The following is a 17,793-nucleotide window of genomic DNA, read 5'->3' as shown; positions in this document are numbered from 1 at the left end:
AACGAGGAATCATGACAAAGATATTTGACGATCCAGCGCAGTTTGCAGACGACGCCCTCGACGGCTTCGTCGCCGCCAACCGCCAGTACGTGGCCCGCGTTGATGGCGGCGTGGTCCGCTCCACCGAGTCTCCGCAGGGCCAGGTGGCGCTGGTCATCGGTGGCGGATCCGGGCACTACCCGGCCTTTGCCGGCTTGGTGGGTGCCGGACTCGCGGCCGGAAGTGCCTGTGGAAACATGTTCGCTTCCCCCTCGGCGGGGCAGGTGTACCGCGTGGCCAAGGCCTCCCAGGCCGGCGGCGGCGTCCTGCTCAGCTACGGCAACTACGCAGGTGACGTCCTCCACTTCGGCCAGGCGCAGGACAAGCTGAACGCCGAGGGCATCGAAACCCGGACCGTCCTGGTCACCGATGACATCGCCAGCGCCCCGCTCGCAGAGATCGGCAAGCGCCGCGGCATCGCCGGCGACCTCACGGTCTTCAAGGTGGCCGGGGCGGCGGCGGAAGCCGGCCTGGACCTGGACGAGGTGGAGCGCCTTGCCATCAAGGCCAACCTCCACACCCGCTCGCTCGGCGTGGCCTTCGCCGGCTGCACCCTGCCCGGAGCAGGGGAGCCCCTGTTTACGGTGCCCGACGGCATGATGTCCGTCGGACTTGGCATCCACGGCGAGCCGGGTATTTCGGAGCAGCCGCTGCCCACCGCCAGCGAGCTTGCCAAGCTGCTGGTGGACGGGCTGCTGAAGGACAGGCCCCACGCCGCGGGCACCAGGGTGGTGCCCATCCTCAACGGCCTGGGCACGGTCAAGTACGACGAACTCTTCCTGCTGTTCGGCAAAATCGAGGCCTTGCTGACCGCAGCCGGACTTGAGATCGTGGAGCCCGAATGCGGCGAACTGGTGACCAGCCTGGACATGTCCGGACTGTCCCTGACGCTGTTCTGGCTGGATGAGGAACTGGAGAAATTCTGGGCCGCGCCGGCTGATACCCCCGCCTTCCGGAAGGGCAACCTGGCTCCCCGCCGGGCCCGTTCGCTGGAGGCCCTGGAAGACGCCGAAGCTACTCCGGCGCTGGTTGCCACGGCAGCCTCCACCGCCCTGGCGGCTACCGCGGTGGGCGCCCTGAAGGAGGCCCAGGCCGTCGTCGTCGAACACGAAGAGGCACTCGGGAAGCTTGACGCCATTGCCGGGGACGGGGACCACGGCATCGGCATGCGCCGCGGGGTGGATGCCGCCGTCGCCGCCGCTGAAAAATCCCACGCTGCCGGCGCCGGCCTCGAGGAACTCCTCGCGGCGGCGGGGGAGCAGTGGGCCGAACGTGCCGGCGGCACTTCCGGTGCCCTCTGGGGCGCGGCCGTCACCGCTGTCGGAAGGACCCTGGGCAGCAAGGATTCCTACACTGCCGCAGACGCAGCTGCAGCCGTCAACGCCCTCCGCGACGCCATTGTCACCCTGGGCAAGGCCGAAGCCGGAGACAAGACCATGGTGGACGCGCTGCTTCCCTTCGCCGACACCTTCACCAAGGCAATTGACGACGGCGGCAGCCTGGCCGGCAGCCTTCGTGCGGCAGCGCAGGCGGCGGCAGAGGCCGCTGACGCGACTGCCGCGCTCAGCCCGAAGAAAGGCCGCGCCCGGCCTTTGGCGGAAAAGAGCCTGGGCCACCCCGATCCCGGGGCAGTGTCCTTCGGCCTCATCGCCCGCCGGGTGGCCGAGTACGCCGCCTCGATCGAAAGCAACTAAGGAGACCCATGACTGAGAACACCCAGCCAGGCTGGCGCATCGTCGTCGGCAATGACGAAGCCGGCGTCGAATACAAGAACGCCCTGCGCGAATTGCTGGAGGCGGACCCCCGGGTCGCTTCCGTGGAGGATGTGGGAGTCGGCGCCGACGACACCACTGCCTACCCGCACCTGGCCGTCGCCGCGGCCCGCAAGGTGGCCGCCGGTGAAGCCGACCGCGCCCTGCTGATCTGCGGGACGGGCCTCGGTGTCGCCATTTCGGCCAACAAGGTACCGGGAATCCGGGCGGTCACGGCCCACGACAGCTACTCCGTGGAACGCTCCGTGCTGTCCAACAACGCCCAAGTGCTGACCCTGGGCCAGCGCGTCATCGGCCTTGAACTGGCCAAGAAGCTGGTGGGCGAGTGGCTCAACTACCGCTTCGATGAAAACTCCGCATCCGCGGCCAAAGTAGACGCCATCTGCTCCTATGAGGGCGCGTCGGAAGGACTTGAAACCAAATGAGCATCCGTAAAATCGCCGTCGTCGGTTCAGGCTACATGGGCGGCGGCATCGCCCAGGTCCTGGCACTCGCCGGAGCCCGCGTGGCCCTGGCCGACGTCTCGGCCGAAATAGCCCAAAGCAACTACGAACGGCTGCTGAAGGAATCCGACGAATTCGTGGCAGCCGGCCTCTTCCCTGCCAACGCCACGGACCTGCTCAAGGAGAACCTCTGGGCCGCCAAGGACATCGAAGAAGCGGTGGCGGACGCGGAGTACATCGAGGAGGCGGTGCCGGAAGTCCTCGAGATCAAGCACGCTACCCTCGGCCGGATCAGCGCCGCCGCCCGTCCCGACGCCATCATCGGCTCCAATACCTCCACCATCTCCATCGCCAAGCTGGCCGAGGTGGTGGACAGCCCGGAGCGCTTCCTGGGCGTCCACTTCTCCAACCCCGCGCCCTTCATCCCCGGCGTGGAAGTCATCCCGCACGAGGGGACCTCCGAGGCCACCGTGGAGGCCGCCCGCACCATCGTGGGGGAGACCGGCAAGGAAACCGCCACCGTCAAGGACGTCACCGGGTTCGTGCTGAACCGCCTCCAGTACGCGCTCTTCCACGAGGCTGCACAAGTGGTGGAGGAAGGCATCGCCACTGCCGAGGACGTGGACACGCTGGTGCGCACCACCTTCGGCTTCCGCCTCCCGTTCTTCGGTCCCTTCGCCATCGCGGACATGGCAGGGCTGGACGTCTACGCCTTCTGCTATAAGTCGCTGCAGACCGGCTTCCCCGAACGGTTCGCCACCCCGAAGATCCTGCAGGAAAAGGTCGACGCCGGCCAGCTCGGCACCAAGACCGGTTCGGGTTTCCTCGACGTCCCCGCCGACCGCACGGCAGCCTTGGTTGCCTACCGGAACAAGGCGTACGTCGCCATGCAGAAGCTCGTTGAGGAACTGGGCCCGGCCCCGCTGTCCTGAGTTTTTGGACTGCAGGCCGCCGGCCCCCATCAGAAGGAACACTTCATGACAGCATTTCCCGCAGACCGCACGGTGATCGTCACCGGCGCAGTCTCCGAACGCGGCATCGGCCGCGCCACCGCGGACTACCTCGCCGAGCGCGGCTGGAACATCGGCGTGATCGACCTTGACGACGCCGCCAGCAAGAACCTGGCCAAGGAACTGGCCGAAAAGCACGGCGTCAAGGCCCACGGAGCCGGAGCCAACATTGGCGACGAAGCCTCGGTCCGCGCCGCCATCGACGAGATCGAGGCCGAGCTTCCCCAGCTGGTGGCCCTGGCGAACATCGCAGGCGTCAGCTCCCCGGTTCCCTACCTGGAACTCGACGCCGCCGAGTGGGACCGCGTGGTGAACATCAACATGAACGGCGTCCACTACGCTACCCGCCGTGCGGCCGAATCAATGGCCAAAAACCGGCTGGGCCGGATCGTGAACATCTCTTCGGTCTCCGCGCAGCGCGGTGGCGGAACCTTCAGCAAGACCCCGTACTCCGTGGCGAAGGCCGGCGTCATTGGCCTTACCCGCGCCACCGCCCGGGAACTGGGCGAGTACGACATCACGGTCAACGCCATCTCACCCGGTCCGATCGACACCGACATCATGGGCGGCACCCTCAGCGAGGAACGCAAGGATGAACTCGTGAAGGATCTGGTGGTGAACCGTGTGGGCACCACCCGCGACATCGCGGCGGCCATTTCCTTCCTCATCGGCGAGGACGCCGGCTACATCTCGGGCCAGACGCTGAACGTCGACGGCGGCCTGTACATGCACTGACGGCACCCACGCGGGATGCCATAAGTCCCGCGGGCCGCCGGCCCGCGGGGAAACACCAACGTCACCACTCGAAGGAGAGTGTTGTGTCAGAAACCACCGCAACATCCAAGGAACTTCTGGCCCGTCCGGTCCTGAAGTCCGCGATTTCCAAGGCGGCCCGCCGGCTCATGCCGATGCTGGTCATCCTGTACGTCGTGTCATTCCTTGACCGCACCAACGTGGGCTTCGCCGAGGCGGCACTGGGTGCGGACAAGGGGGTGTCCGCCGCGGCTTTCGCCCTGGGCGCCGGCATCTTCTTCATTGGCTACGCGATCTTCGAAATCCCCAGCAACCTGCTGCTCAAGAAGGTGGGCGCCAAGATCTGGCTGGCGCGTATCGCCATCACCTGGGGCATCGTTTCGGCGTGCTTCGCGTTCGTGCAGGGCGAGACCTCGTTCGTGGTCCTGCGTTTCCTCCTCGGCGTCACCGAGGCCGGGCTGTTCCCCGGCGTCATCATGTACCTTGCCGAATGGTTCCCCAACAAGGTGCGTGTCCAGATGTTCGCCATTTTCTACCTTGCGCAGCCGTTCTCCCAGATGATTGGCAACCCGCTGTCCGGCTGGCTGATCAACATTGGCGACCAGGTGCCCGGCCTGCGCGGCTGGCAGGTCATGTTCTTCGTCGAAGGCCTCCTGGCCGTCCTGGCAGGCATTGCGGCCTTCTTCTTCCTCATCAACGGGCCGGAAAAGGCCAAGTTCCTCAACAGCGAGGAAAAGTACGCGCTGAAGGAGGTCATGGCGCTGGAGGACACCATCAAGGACGAGACCGGCCCCCGCGGCATCCTCGCCGCCATGCGCAACGGCCGCGTCTGGTACTTCACCGTCATCTACTTCTGCCTGCAGATTGCCGTCTACGGTGTGACGTTCTTCCTGCCGCAGCAGGTGTCATCCCTGACCGGGCAGAAGGTGGGACTCGCGGTGGGCCTGTTGATCGCCGTTCCGTGGTTCTTCGGCATCTTCTCCTGCTACTTCATCGGCAAGGCCGCAGACACCGTGGCCAAGCGCCGCAAGTTCGGCACCATCCTGTTCATCTCCACCGGCCTGTGCATCTTCGGCTCGGCCTGGGCGGGAACCAACCACCAGCCGGTCCTGGGCATGATCTTCATTACCCTGGCTGTCTGCAGCTTCCTGGCCGTCGGTCCCGTGGTGTGGTCCTATCCCACCGCGTTCCTGGCCGGATCCGCCGCTGCGGCAGGCATCGGGCTGATCAACTCCCTGGGCAACCTGGGTGGCTTCGTGGCGCCCATCCTGCGGACCGCGGTCAACGAGGCCACGCAGTCGCCAACGGGCTCAATGGGCGTCTATGCCCTGGGTGTCCTGCCGTTCGTGGCGGCAGCGATGATGTTCGCCACCAGGCGGTTCAAGAACAAGGCCGACGACCTGCTCGACTGAGCACGCCGCACTATCCACGCAAGGAATACCATGAGCACCTCCGGCAGCAGCACAGGCAAAGGCCCCCTCTACATCGGTGTCAGCACCAAGATGTACCTGGGTTACCAAACGAGCCTGCGGTGGCTGTCGGAGGTGCGTTCCATTGTTGACGAGAGGCCCGGACTCGGGGATTCCGCCGAAGGCGCCCCGGTCCGGGTCTTCGTCATCCCGTCCTTCCCGCTCCTCGAGGCCGCCGGCCGGATCCTGGCCGGGTCACCCGTGCTGCTTGGAGCGCAGAACTGCGCCTGGGGCGACGGGCCGCTGACCGGGGAAGTCAGCCCCGGCATGCTGGCCGAACTCGGCGTCTCACTCGTCGAGATCGGCCATGCCGAGCGCCGCCGGCTGTTCGGTGAGGACGATGCCGTGGTGGCACGCAAGGTGCGTGCCGCCGTCGGCCAGTCCCTGGCCCCGCTGCTCTGCATCGGCGAGCCGGACAGGCTCGACGCCGGAGCTGCCGCCGCCTTCTGTGTGGAGCAGGTCCGTGCCGCCACGGACGGCGACCCGGCCCTGCTGAACCGTGTGGTCCTGGCCTACGAGCCCGTCTGGGCCATCGGTGCGCAGGAGCCCGCCCCGCCGCACCACGTCAACGCCGTCCTGGCGCGGATCCGTGAGGAGCTTGGCTCGGCCTGCCCGCTGATCTACGGCGGCAGCGCCGGGCCCGGCCTGCTTCCGCGGCTGCCCGCCGCCGGCGGACTCTTCCTGGGCCGCTTCGCCCATGATGCCGCCAACCTTGGCCGCGTGCTGGACGAAGCCCTTCTGCTGCGTCAGACCGACGCGCCCGCCAACAGTTCGTCCAGCCGCTCATAGCCTTCGGACATGCCGCCCTCCATACCGGAGTGCAGCATGCCGTCGCGTGCCTCCATGCTCTGGTACATGGCGTGGCCCCGCAGCCGGCACCGGCCGCCGTCGAGCTCCTCAAATGTCATGGACTCCAGGCTCACCGAGTCCGGATAGCCGCCGAACTCGAAGGTCTGCAGGGCGAACTCGTTCTCGCGCACCGTATGGAAGATGCCGCGGAACTCGTATGGCACTCCCTCCGGGCCGGTATGGATGTACCGGTAGCTTCCTCCGGTGCGGAAGTCGTAGTGGTCCATCTCCATCTTCATGCCCCGCGGGCCGAGCCATTGGGCCACCAGTTCGGGGTCCTTATGCGCCCGGAACACGTCCGCCACCGGAAAATCGAACTCCCGCTCGAAGTCGATGTAGGGGAGTCCCTCGGGGGCGGTGATCTTCAGTTGGTTGGTCATTTTCAGTCCTTTGCCTTTGGCGCCGCTTGCCCGGCGCTGGATTCAAGCACCGCATCGAGGCTGCGGAACTGCCCTTCGCGGACCAGCCGGTACTGGTCGATCCAGGCGGTGAGCGCCTCCAGCCGTGCGGGGTTCAGATGGACGGGCCGGCGCTGGGCGTCCCTGCTGCGGGTAACCAGCTGCGCCTGCTCGAGCACCTGGATGTGCTTCGAGACGGCCTGCTTGGAAATCTCGAAGGGTTCGGCCAGGTCGTTGACGGTGGCCGGGCCGCGGCTTAAGCGGGCAATGATGCGTCGACGGACGGGGTCGGCCAGGGCCAGGAAAGCCACGTCCAAAGCCGCGTCATCATCAGACACCCTTCCGCCCCTCTTGTAATCAATTGTTTCGTTTATCAACCTTGTGGTTGATTAATGGTAGCCCTGCTGCTGCGCGCCGCGCAAGAGGTCTTGTATTCCTGAAATGCAGTTTGTTAGTATGTCAGTACAAACTATCTGAGGGAGAAGATTCATGCCGCTTGTTCGCGTTGACGTCAATGAAGGACGCACCGCCGAGGATCTGCAGCAGTTGAGCCGCGGCATCCACGACGCCATCCTCGCGGAGTACGGCATCCCGGAGCGGGACTACTTCCACATCCTTACCGAGCACCCGCAGGGCCAGATCTTCGCCCAGGATGCCGGGCTGGGCTTTGAACGCACCGGGGGAGTGGTGATGATCCAGATCTTTACCCAGGGCGGTCGGTCCCAGGAGGCCAAGCAACGGCTCTTTGCCGCAGTGGCCGAAAAGCTCGCCGCGGTGGGGGTTGCCGGCCAGGACGTCTTCATTGGCTATGTCGAAAACACTGCCGGCGACTGGTCCTTCGGGTTCGGCAGGGCGCAGTACGTCACAGGCGAGTTGGCGGTCCCGAAGAAGTAGCGCAAACGCACCCGTTGAATGGGGGACGGGTGCCTCCAACTTCTGTTGTAAGCATGTCAGTACAAACCTTTGACAGGACATTGGATCTAGGGCAAAGTAGTGCATGTGGCCCACGCCACGGCCTGCCAGTCCCGGAACTCCTGCTCTTCAAAGGATCCGAGTTCCACACCAGAAAGGTCCACGATTCCCGTGACCCACGAGCTTCTTACGATCGGGCGCATCAGCGTTGATATCTACCCGAACGACATCGGGGTTGGCCTGGAGGACGTTAATTCCTTCGGCAAATACCTTGGCGGTTCACCGTCGAACGTCGCTGTTGCCGCTGCCCGCCATGGCCGCAGGACGGGTGTCATCACCCGGACCGGGGACGACCCGTTCGGGGAGTACCTGCACCGCGAGCTGCGCAAGTTCAACGTGGACGACACGTTCGTCACGCCGGTGAAGGACTGGCCCACGGCGGTGACCTTCTGCGCGATCAAGCCGGCCACGGACGAGTTCCCGCTGTATTTCTACGGCCGGTTCCCCACGGCGCCGGACCTGCAGATCAAGGCTGAAGAGCTGGACCTGGACGCCATCCGCGAGGCCGGCATCTTCTGGTCTACCGTGACCGGCCTGTGCCAGGAACCTTCCCGTTCCGCGCACCTCGCCGCCCATGAAGCCCGTCCCCGTACCGACCTGGCCGAGGGACAGTTCACCATCCTGGACCTGGATTACCGGCCCATGTTCTGGGCGTCCGAGGACGAGGCCCGCGCAGAGGTGGCCAAGATCCTGCCGCACGTCACGGTCGCGATCGGCAATGACAAGGAATGCGCCGTCGCCGTAGGTGAAGGCACCCCCGACGAACAGGCGGACCGTTTGCTCGCTGCCGGCGTGGAAATCGCCGTCGTCAAACTCGGCGCCGAAGGCGTGATGGCCAAGACCCGCACCGAGCGCGTGGTCTCCGCCCCGGTCCCCGTCGAGACCCTGAACGGATTGGGTGCGGGCGATTCGTTCGGTGGCGCCTTCTGCCACGGGCTTCTTGCCGGCTGGCCGCTGGCCCAGGTCCTGGACTACGCCAACGCCGCCGGCGCCATCGTCGCCTCCCGCTTGTCCTGCGCGGATGCGATGCCGACGCCGGACGAGGTCACCTCCCTGCTGGCCGAACGCGGCCGTATTGTGCCAGGCGCAGTGCCCGGCGTTTCGCAGCTTGCCACCGAAGGAGCAGCACTGTGACCCTCACCCCGATTGCCTCAAACCACGTGGTGGATGATGATCCGCGCCGTTACGAGCACCTGAGCACCATCCGCCTCGAAGACCCGGACGCCGTGGCCCGCGCCGCGAAGGCCCGGCGCCGCCACCCCGGCGTGAAGGCCGGCCGGCAGAACTTCATTGTCGCCGCCGACCACCCGGCCCGGGGCGCCCTGGCCGTGGGCGATGACCCGGTGGCCATGGCGGACCGCCGGCAGCTGCTGGACCGTTTGCAGATCGCGCTGGCCAACCCCGCCGTCGACGGTGTCCTGGCTTCCCCGGACATCATGGACGACCTGCTCCTGTTGGGCGCCCTGGACGGCAAGCTCGTTTTTGGTTCCATGAACCGCGGCGGCCTCTCCGGCCTGGTGAACGAGTTCGATGACCGGTTCACCGGCCACACCGCCGCCGCCCTGGAAGCACTCGGCGCCGATGGCGGGAAGATGCTGACCCGCATCTGCCTGGGCGACCCGGACACGGTGGCGACCCTGGAGGCAACTGCCAAGGCCATCGACTCCCTGGCCGAGCGGAAGCTGATCGCCATGGTGGAGCCGTTCCTGTCGGTCCGGGAGAACGGCCGGGTCCGCAATGACCTGTCTCCCAACGCGGTGATCAAGTCCATCGCGATCGCCGAGGGACTGGGTTCCACCAGCGCGTACACGTGGATGAAGGTTCCCGTGGTGGCGGAAATGGAACGCGTCATGGCCGCGACCACCATGCCCACCGTGCTGCTGGGCGGGGACCCGGACGGGTCCCAGGACGAGGTCTTCGCTTCCTGGGGTGCCGCGCTGGCACTGCCCGGTGTCCAGGGCCTGACCGTTGGCCGGACGCTGCTCTACCCCGCGGACGGGGACGTCGCCGGCGCCGTCGCAGCTGCCGCCTCGCTCCTGCACTACAGCACAGAACTCCCGGAGAACTAGCTATGGGCACAACAACAGGAACGCGCAGAATGACGGTGGCGCAGGCCGTCGTCGAATACCTTTCCCAGCAGTACACCGTGGATACGGTGGGCGGTGTTGAGTACCGTGAGCGGCTCATTCCGGGCACCTTCGGGATCTTCGGGCACGGCAACGTGGCCGGCGTGGGCCAGGCGCTGAAGCAGTACCAGCAGCAGGACCCCACCCTCATGCCGTACTACCAGGGCCGGAACGAGCAGGCCCAGGTCCACCAGGCCGTCGGCTACGCCCGGCACACCCGCCGCCGCCAGACGTTCGCGATCAGCACCTCGATCGGCCCCGGTTCGTCCAACCTGCTGACCGGTGCCGCGCTGGCGACCACCAACCGGTTGCCGGTGCTGTTGCTGCCCTCGGACACGTTCGCCACCCGCGCCGCCGACCCTGTCCTGCAGCAGCTCGAGCAGCCCTACGCCTACGACCTGACGGTCAACGACGCGTTCCGGCCGCTGTCGAAGTTCTTCGACCGGGTGAACCGGCCGGAGCAGCTGTTCTCCGCGTTCCACCACGGCCTGCGCGTCCTGACCGACCCGGCCGAGACCGGCGCGGTCACGATTTCGCTGCCGCAGGACGTCCAGGCCGAGGCCTTCGACGTCCCGGCCGAGTTCCTCGCCGAGCGGGAATGGCGCATCCGCCGCCCCGACGCCGACGACGAGGACATCGCCCGCGCCGCCGCAGCCATCAAGGCGGCGAAGCGTCCGCTGATCATCGCCGGCGGCGGCGTCCTCTACGCCTACGCCAACGACGAACTCGCCAAACTGGCCGAGTTGACCGGGATCCCGGTGGGCAACACCCAGGCCGGCGTCGGCGTCCTGCCCTGGGACCACCAGTTCTCCCTCGGCGCCATTGGCTCCACGGGCACGACGGCGGCGAACGCCATCGCAGCCGAAGCGGACCTGATCATCGGCATCGGCACCCGCTACGAGGACTTCACCACCGCGTCCCGGACCGCATTCCAGAACCCCGACGTGCGCTTCGTGAACATCAACGTCGCCCCGATCGACGCCTACAAGCACGGCACCACCCTGCCGATCGTCGCCGACGCCCGCAAGGCCCTGGTCAAGCTCAACGCAGCCCTGGGCGGCTACCGGGTCGGCGCCGACCTGGAGCAGAAGATCGCGGCGGAGAAGAAGCGCTGGAACGCCACCGTGGAGGAGGCCTTCGACACCCGCTACACCCCGCTGCCGGCGCAGAACGAGATCATCGGTGCCACCAACCGGGCCATGGACGCCCGCGACGTGGTCATCTGCGCGGCCGGGTCCCTGCCGGGTGACCTGCACAAGATGTGGCGGGTCCGGGACCCGTTCGGCTACCACGTCGAGTACGCCTACTCCTGCATGGGCTATGAAATCCCCGGCGGGCTCGGCGTCAAGCGCGCCGCGATCGCCGAAGCAGCCAGTACGACGGCGGCAGGCGGGTCGGGTGACCCGGTGCGGGACGTCGTCGTGATGGTGGGGGACGGCTCCTACCTGATGATGCACACCGAACTGGTCACCGCCGTCGCCGAACGCATCAAGCTGATCGTGGTCCTGATCCAGAACCACGGCTACGCCTCCATCGGCTCCCTGTCCGAATCCCTGGGTTCGCAGCGGTTCGGTACCCAGTACCGGGCCCTGAACGAGGGGCAGCACAGCTTCGACGAGGGCGAGACCCTGCCCGTGGACCTGGCCCTGAACGCCGAGTCCCTGGGCGTGAAGGTCATCCGGATCGAACCGGGCGAGAAGGTCATCGCCGAACTCGAACAGGCCATCCGCGACGCCAAGGCCGCCCCGGAAAACAGCGGCCCGATCCTGATCCACGTCGAGTCCGACCCGCTCCTGGACGCCCCGTCCTCCGAGTCCTGGTGGGACGTCCCTGTCTCCCAGGTCTCCGAACTGGACTCCACCAAACAGGCCTTCCAGACCTACACCGACCACAAGAACCGCCAGCGCAAACTGCTGGGCTAAAACCTCTCTTTTACTACTCAAGGAAGAGTCCCATGACTGCCACCACCACCGAAACAACGGTTATCAACCACTTCATCGACGGCGCCGAGACCCCCGGTCAGGGCGACCGCACCACGAACGTGTACAACCCGGCCACCGGTGCCGTGTCCGCCACGCTGCGCCTGGCCAACCGGGCCGACCTGGACACCGCCGTCGCCGCAGCCCGCAAGGCCGCCGACACCTGGGGCGACATCTCCCTGGCCAAGCGCACCGCCGTGCTGTTCAAGTTCCGCGAACTCGTCGCTTCCCACATCGAGGAACTCGCGCAGCTCGTCACCGCCGAGCACGGCAAGGTCCTCTCCGACGCCAAGGGCGAGATCGGCCGCGGCCTGGAAGTCATCGAATACGCCTGCGGTATCCCCACCCTGCTCAAGGGCGACTACTCCGACCAGGTCTCCACCGGCATCGACGTGTTCAACTTCCGCGAACCCCTCGGCGTGGTCGCCGGCATCACGCCGTTCAACTTCCCCGTCATGGTGCCGCTGTGGATGGCCCCGATGGCGATCGCCACCGGCAACGCCTTCATCCTCAAACCCTCGGAGCGCGACCCCTCAGCATCGCTGCTGCTGGCCAAGCTCTGGAAGGAAGCCGGCCTGCCCGACGGTGTCTTCCAGGTCCTGCACGGCGACAAGGAAACCGTCGACGGGCTGCTGACCCACCCGGACGTGGACGGCATCTCCTTCGTCGGCTCCACCCCGATCGCCCAGTACGTCCACGAGACCGCCACCAAGCACGGCAAGCGCGTCCAGGCCCTGGGCGGGGCAAAGAACCACGCCATCATCCTGCCCGACGCCGACCTGGACAACGCCGCCGACCACCTCGCCGCCGCCGCGTTCGGCTCCGCCGGTGAACGCTGCATGGCCATCTCCGTTGCCGTGGCCGTCGGCGACGCCGCGGACCTGCTGGTCAAGAAGGTCGAAGAACGCGCCCTGGCCGTGAAGGTCAACAACGGCACCGAACCCGACGCCGAAATGGGCCCGGTCATCACCCCCGCCTCCAAGGAACGCATCGTACGGATCGTCACCGAAGCCGAAGCTGCCGGCGCAGCCATGGTCGTGGACGGCCGCGACCTCGTCGTCCCCGGCCACGAAGACGGCTTCTGGGTAGGCCCCACCGTCCTGGACCACGTCAAAACCGAAATGACCGCCTACACCGAGGAAATCTTCGGACCCGTCCTCGTGGTGGTCCGCGTCGACACCCTCGAAGAGGGCATCAAGCTGATCAACGCCAACCCCTACGGCAACGGCACCGCCATCTTCACCTCCTCCGGCGCCGCCGCCCGCAAGTTCCAGCGCTCCGTCACCGTGGGCATGATCGGTATCAACGTGCCCCTGCCCGTCCCGGTGGCCTACCACTCCTTCGGCGGCTGGAAAGCATCCCTCTTCGGCGACAAGCACATCTACGGACCCGAAGGCGTATCCTTCTACACCCGCGGCAAGGTAGTCACCTCCCGCTGGCCCGAAACCCACCACGCCTCCGGCGCCTCCTACAACTTCCCCTCCAACTGACCCCACCGCCACCCTCGCCTCGCAAGCTCGGCCAGGGAACCCTGGCGGCGGGGGCCCACCCACCACTTACCGTCGATTGCTCCGTAAACGCCGTTTTGAGCGTCCAAAACGACACCTGCGGAGCAATCGATGCAAAGGAAAAGACAAATGACTGAAAACAAGCTGATCATCGGCACGGCGCCCGACTCCTGGGGCGTCTGGTTCGCGGACGATCCCAAGCAGACCCCGTGGGAACGCTTCCTCGACGAGGTGGCCGAGTCCGGCTACAAGTGGATCGAACTGGGCCCGTACGGCTACCTGCCCACGGACCCCACCCGGCTGGCGGAGGAACTCAAGGCCCGTGACCTGCAGGTCACTGCCGGCACCGTGTTTACGGCCTTCCACCGGGGCCTGGACCAGTGGGAAACCGCCTGGGAGCCGGCCCGCAAGGTGGCCGAGCTGACGGCAGCAATGGGCGGTGAGCACATCGTGGTCATCCCGGCGATGTGGCGCGATGACGTCACCGGCGAAGCCGTGGAAAGCGGCACGCTAAGCGAGAAGGCCTGGAGTGACCTGTTCGCCGGACACAACCGCCTGGGCAAGACGCTCCTGGAAGATTTCGGCCTGAAGCAGCAGTTCCACTCCCACGCCGATTCCCACGTTGGCGCCCAGGAGGACATCGAGACGCTGCTGGCGGCCACCGACCCGAAGTACCTGAACCTCTGCCTGGACACCGGACACGCCGAGTACTGCGGCGCCTCCAGCCTGGAACTGATCAAGAACTACCCGGACCGCATCGGCTACCTGCACCTGAAGCAGATCAACCCGGACATCCTCAAGAAGGTCAACGAGGAGAACATGACGTGGGCCGCTGCCAACCTGGCCGGCGTCATGACCGAACCGCCCAACGGCCTGCCGGACCTGCGCGCGGTGATTGAAGCCGTGGAAGCCCTGGACCGTCCCATCTTCGGCATCGTGGAGCAGGACATGTACCCCGTGGCGTTCGACGTTCCCATGCCGATCGCCAAGCGCACCCGCAATTACCTGCTGTCCTGCGGCTCCCGCACCGCCGTCAGCTAATCCCGCCACAGACACCAGAAGGACAAAACAATGACTGAAACCCTCCGCGTTGCCGTCGTCGGCGCAGGCCGCATGGGCGCCGACCACATCCAGCGACTCAGCAAGCGCATCCACGGAGCCGAAGTTGCCGCGGTCGTGGACGTGGACCTGGCACGCGCCCAGGCTGCCATCGAAGGCATTCCCGGAGCAGTGGCCCTCGCCGACGCCGAGGAGGCCCTCAACAACGGTGACGTCAACGCCGTCCTGATCGCCACCCCCGGATTCCTGCACGAGGACATCCTGCTCAAAGCCCTCGCCAAGGACATCCCCATCCTCTGCGAAAAGCCCCTCACCCCCGACGCGGAATCCTCCTGGAAGATCGTGGAGGCCGAGGTGGCGCTGGGCCACAAGCGGATCCAGGTGGGCTTCATGCGCCGCTTCGACGCCGAATATGCCACCTTGGGCTCGATCATCCGCAACCACGAACTGGGCGAACTGCTGATGCTGCACCACCAGCACCGCAACCCGAGCACCCCCGCGGGCTTCACCAACGAGATGCTCATCAACGACTCCGTGGTCCACGAGTTCGACGCCATCCGGTTCTTCACCGGTGAGGAAATCACCAGCGTCCAGGTCCGCCTGGGCAAGGCCACCAGGAACGCGCCGTCCGGCCAGCACGATCCCCAGCACGTCCTGCTCGGGACCGAATCCGGCGTCCTGGCCGACGTCGAAATCTACGTCAACGCCAAGTTTGGCTATGAGGTGGCCACCCAGGCGTCCTTCGAGGACGGCATCGTCAGCATTGGCGGTGACAAGGGCCCGTATACCCGGAGCTCGGGCCGCTGGGGCGGCAACGTCACCCCCGGTTTCGAGGAGCGCTTCGGCGCGGCGTACGACGTCGAAATCCAGTCATGGGTGGACGCGGCACTTAAGGGCGAAATCGGTGGCCCCTCCGCCTGGGACGGGTACGCCACCGCCGCGTGCTGCGAAGCAGGCGTCGAAGCGCAGAAGAACGGCGAAAAAGTCGCCGTGAAGCTGGCTCCCAAGCCCGACCTCTACAAGTAGCACCGGAAAGGGGGCGGAGCCATCCGCCCCCTTTCGTGTCTCCACCCTTCCTGATCCACAATGGAGTGTTTACGTGAAAATCGCACTTGACCCTACCCCGTTCCACCACTCGCACAGCCTGCTGGAGTTCCCCCGGGTGGTGGCGGACCTCGGCTACAAGTACATGCAGATGACCCCGCACGCGGACTTCATCCCGTTCTACAACCACCCCAAAGCGGACGATGAACTGGTGGGCCAACTGGGCAGGGCCTGCAAGGATGCCGGGATTGAGATCGCCTCGATCCTCCCCGTGCTCCGCTGGTCCGGTCCGGACGAGGACGCCCGTGAAGCTGCCGTGCGCTACTGGAAGCGTGCCATCCAGATCGCCGTGGACCTGGGCGTCAGCACCATGAACACCGAGTTCAGCGGCCGGCCCGAGAAGGCGGAGGAGTCCGAGCGGGCGTTCTACCGTTCCATGGAGGAACTGCTGCCGGTCATCGAGCGGGAAGGCATCCACCTGCTCATCGACCCGCACCCGGACGATTTCGTAGAAGAAGGCCTGGCCGCCATCCGCGTGATCCGGGGCGTGAACTCGAAGAACGTGGGCATGGTCTATGTGGCGTCGCACAGCTTCCACATGAAGAACTCCCCGCTGGACATCATGCGCGCCGCGGGCGACAAGCTGCGCCTGGTCCACGTGGCCGACACCATGGACCACCACGCCTCGCACGGCCTGCGGTACATCACCAACCCGCCGGGCAACCCGGTCCGCGTCCACCAGCATTTGAAGATCGGCGACGGCGACGTTAACTGGGACGAATTCTTCGGCGGGCTGAAGGAGATCGGCTTCCTGGACCGCGACGACACCGTCATGGTGTCCAGTGTGTTCGCGGAGGACGAGAACGCCGACGAGGTCTCCCGCTACCAGCTCGAAACCATGAAGCAGTACGTCCAAAAGGTAAGCCTATGAGTTCGCCTGCGCATACCGCGCCGCGGGCCGGCAACCATCGACGGGCCCTGCGCACGGTCACCATCATTTCCACGTTCGGCGGCCTGCTGTTCGGCTATGACACGGGCGTCATCAACGGCGCCCTGCCGTACATGCAAGAGGACCTGGGCCTCACCCCGCTGACCGAAGGCCTGGTGACTTCGTCCCTGCTGTTCGGTGCCGCCTTCGGCGCCCTGTTCGGCGGACGGCTGGCAGACCGCAACGGCCGGCGCAGGATGATCATGGTGCTGGCAGTCATCTTCCTGGTGGGCACCATCGGCTGCACACTCTCGCCGAACACTGAGATGATGATCGCCGCCCGGTTCGTCCTGGGCCTCGCCGTGGGCGGGGCCTCGGTGACGGTTCCCGTGTACCTGGCCGAGGTATCACCCAGCAACCGGCGCGGCCGGATCGTCACCCAGAACGAACTCATGATCGTCACCGGGCAGCTGCTGGCGTTCATCTTCAACGCCTACCTGGGCAACTCGTTCGGCGAATCACACGGTATTTGGCGCTGGATGCTGGTCATCGCCACTCTGCCGGCCATCGCGCTGTGGATCGGGATGAACTTCATGCCCGAGAGTCCCCGCTGGCTGGCCTCCATGGGCAGCTTTGGCGAGACTCTCAGCGTGCTGCAGCGGATCCGGTCGCAGGCAGAAGCGCGGGCCGAGTTCGAGGAAGTCAAGGCCATGGCCGTGGAGGACTACAAGTCCAAAATGGGTTCCTGGAAGGACTTGGGCATTCCGTGGCTCCGCCGGATTTTCGTCGTGGGGCTCGGCCTTGCGGTGATCCAGCAGATCACCGGCGTGAACTCGATCATGTACTACGGGACCCAGATCCTGTCGCAGTCCGGTTTTGGGCGTGAAGCGGCACTGACTGCCAACATCGCCAACGGAGTCATCTCGGTACTGGCCACATTCGTCGGGATTTGGCTGCTGGGCAAGGTGGGGCGCCGCAGGATGCTGATCACCGGCCAGGTGGGTACCACCACGGCGTTGCTGCTGATCGGCTTCTTCTCCCTCATCCTGCCGGAAGGCTCCGCCCGGGGATTTGTCATCCTGGCCCTCACCGTAACGTTCCTGGCCTTCCAGCAGGGCGCCATCTCCCCGGTGACCTGGCTCATGCTCTCGGAGATCTTCCCGCTGAAGATCCGCGGCCTGGGCATGGGGGCTTCGGCCTTCCTGCTGTGGATCGTCAACTTCCTGATCGGGTTCGGGTTCCCGCAGCTGCTGGCGGCCATCGGCCTCTCCAACACGTTCTTCGTGTTTGCCGTCCTTGGCCTCGGTGCCATTGCGTTTGCCGCGAAATATGTTCCCGAGACCAAGGACAAAAGCCTTGAAGACCTGGAGCACTACTTCAAGTCCACGGCACAGGGGCATCCAGAACGCGTCACTGCCTGACAACTGCTGTGCTCCGTCAAGGG

The 17,793-nt window shown here is 66.0% G+C and carries 17 protein-coding genes; 15 read left to right on the top strand and 2 right to left on the bottom strand.

Annotation, left to right across the window (positions count from 1 at the left end):
• The first annotated feature begins 11 nt into the window (after positions 1–11).
• The 6 genes from ACTHQS_RS16605 to ACTHQS_RS16580 all read left to right on the top strand — a co-directional run bounded on the left by ACTHQS_RS16605 (position 12) and on the right by ACTHQS_RS16580 (position 6,275).
• The gene (locus tag ACTHQS_RS16605) at positions 12–1,733 is read left to right on the top strand and encodes a dihydroxyacetone kinase family protein (RefSeq protein WP_440171140.1); all 1,722 of its coding nucleotides are present in this window, start codon (positions 12–14) and stop codon (positions 1,731–1,733) included.
• Positions 1,734–1,741: 8 nt separating this feature from the next.
• Positions 1,742–2,236 (top strand): ribose-5-phosphate isomerase, encoded by a 495-nt coding sequence (locus tag ACTHQS_RS16600; protein ID WP_440171137.1) that lies wholly within the window; start codon positions 1,742–1,744, stop codon positions 2,234–2,236.
• The gene (locus ACTHQS_RS16595) at positions 2,233–3,186 is read left to right on the top strand and encodes a 3-hydroxyacyl-CoA dehydrogenase family protein (RefSeq protein WP_440171136.1); all 954 of its coding nucleotides are present in this window, start codon (positions 2,233–2,235) and stop codon (positions 3,184–3,186) included. Before ACTHQS_RS16600 ends, ACTHQS_RS16595 begins: the two co-directional genes overlap by 4 nt.
• A gap of 45 nt (positions 3,187–3,231) precedes the next feature.
• Complete coding sequence (locus ACTHQS_RS16590; protein ID WP_440171134.1) at positions 3,232–3,999, top strand: SDR family NAD(P)-dependent oxidoreductase; 768 nt, start codon at positions 3,232–3,234, stop codon at positions 3,997–3,999.
• An 83-nt stretch (positions 4,000–4,082) separates the two neighbouring features.
• Positions 4,083–5,429: an MFS transporter gene (locus ACTHQS_RS16585; RefSeq protein WP_440171131.1), complete on the top strand. Its 1,347-nt coding sequence runs from the start codon at positions 4,083–4,085 to the stop codon at positions 5,427–5,429.
• A gap of 30 nt (positions 5,430–5,459) precedes the next feature.
• Positions 5,460–6,275, top strand: coding sequence for a triose-phosphate isomerase family protein (locus ACTHQS_RS16580; RefSeq protein WP_440171128.1), 816 nt, complete (start codon positions 5,460–5,462; stop codon positions 6,273–6,275).
• Here the strand turns inward: ACTHQS_RS16580 and ACTHQS_RS16575 are convergent.
• Together ACTHQS_RS16575 and ACTHQS_RS16570 are read right to left on the bottom strand one after the other, a co-directional pair.
• Positions 6,233–6,715 carry an SRPBCC family protein gene (locus ACTHQS_RS16575; protein ID WP_159632825.1) on the bottom strand — a complete coding sequence of 161 codons (483 nt, stop codon included), beginning with the start codon at positions 6,713–6,715 and terminating at the stop codon, positions 6,233–6,235. The genes ACTHQS_RS16580 and ACTHQS_RS16575 overlap by 43 nt on opposite strands.
• Positions 6,716–6,717: 2 nt before the next feature.
• On the bottom strand, positions 6,718–7,071 hold the full coding sequence (locus ACTHQS_RS16570; RefSeq protein WP_440171125.1) for an ArsR/SmtB family transcription factor: 354 nt from the start codon (positions 7,069–7,071) through the stop codon (positions 6,718–6,720).
• Positions 7,072–7,222: 151 nt separating this feature from the next.
• Here ACTHQS_RS16570 and ACTHQS_RS16565 point away from each other — a divergent pair, with 151 nt between their 5' ends.
• The 9 genes from ACTHQS_RS16565 (at position 7,223) to ACTHQS_RS16525 (ending at position 17,770) form a co-directional block, all read left to right on the top strand.
• Complete coding sequence (locus ACTHQS_RS16565; RefSeq protein ID WP_440171122.1) at positions 7,223–7,627, top strand: tautomerase family protein; 405 nt, start codon at positions 7,223–7,225, stop codon at positions 7,625–7,627.
• A gap of 189 nt (positions 7,628–7,816) precedes the next feature.
• Entirely contained in the window at positions 7,817–8,839 is a 1,023-nt protein-coding gene (gene iolC / locus ACTHQS_RS16560) for a 5-dehydro-2-deoxygluconokinase (protein WP_440171120.1), read from the top strand.
• Positions 8,836–9,774: a Cgl0159 family (beta/alpha)8-fold protein gene (locus ACTHQS_RS16555; protein ID WP_440171118.1), complete on the top strand. Its 939-nt coding sequence runs from the start codon at positions 8,836–8,838 to the stop codon at positions 9,772–9,774. Before iolC ends, ACTHQS_RS16555 begins: the two co-directional genes overlap by 4 nt.
• A 29-nt stretch (positions 9,775–9,803) precedes the next feature.
• Positions 9,804–11,753 carry a 3D-(3,5/4)-trihydroxycyclohexane-1,2-dione acylhydrolase (decyclizing) gene (iolD, locus tag ACTHQS_RS16550; RefSeq protein ID WP_440171115.1) on the top strand — a complete coding sequence of 650 codons (1,950 nt, stop codon included), beginning with the start codon at positions 9,804–9,806 and terminating at the stop codon, positions 11,751–11,753.
• A 32-nt stretch (positions 11,754–11,785) separates the two neighbouring features.
• On the top strand, positions 11,786–13,300 hold the full coding sequence (locus ACTHQS_RS16545; protein ID WP_440171113.1) for a CoA-acylating methylmalonate-semialdehyde dehydrogenase: 1,515 nt from the start codon (positions 11,786–11,788) through the stop codon (positions 13,298–13,300).
• A 147-nt stretch (positions 13,301–13,447) separates the two neighbouring features.
• Positions 13,448–14,359: a sugar phosphate isomerase/epimerase family protein gene (locus tag ACTHQS_RS16540; protein WP_440171110.1), complete on the top strand. Its 912-nt coding sequence runs from the start codon at positions 13,448–13,450 to the stop codon at positions 14,357–14,359.
• Between the two features lie 30 nt (positions 14,360–14,389).
• Positions 14,390–15,403 (top strand): Gfo/Idh/MocA family protein, encoded by a 1,014-nt coding sequence (locus ACTHQS_RS16535; RefSeq protein ID WP_440171108.1) that lies wholly within the window; start codon positions 14,390–14,392, stop codon positions 15,401–15,403.
• Positions 15,404–15,476: 73 nt separating this feature from the next.
• A complete protein-coding gene (locus tag ACTHQS_RS16530; protein ID WP_440171106.1) occupies positions 15,477–16,352 on the top strand; it encodes a sugar phosphate isomerase/epimerase family protein in 876 nt (291 codons plus the stop codon).
• A complete protein-coding gene (locus tag ACTHQS_RS16525) occupies positions 16,349–17,770 on the top strand; it encodes a sugar porter family MFS transporter (RefSeq protein ID WP_440171103.1) in 1,422 nt (473 codons plus the stop codon). Before ACTHQS_RS16530 ends, ACTHQS_RS16525 begins: the two co-directional genes overlap by 4 nt.
• The last annotated feature ends 23 nt before the right edge of the window (positions 17,771–17,793 follow it).

The organism is Arthrobacter sp. SAFR-044 (assembly GCF_051965175.1).
Taxonomy (GTDB): domain Bacteria; phylum Actinomycetota; class Actinomycetes; order Actinomycetales; family Micrococcaceae; genus Arthrobacter.
Note: the sequence above shows the minus strand (reverse complement) of the source record. Positions and strands in the feature narration are given on the sequence as shown.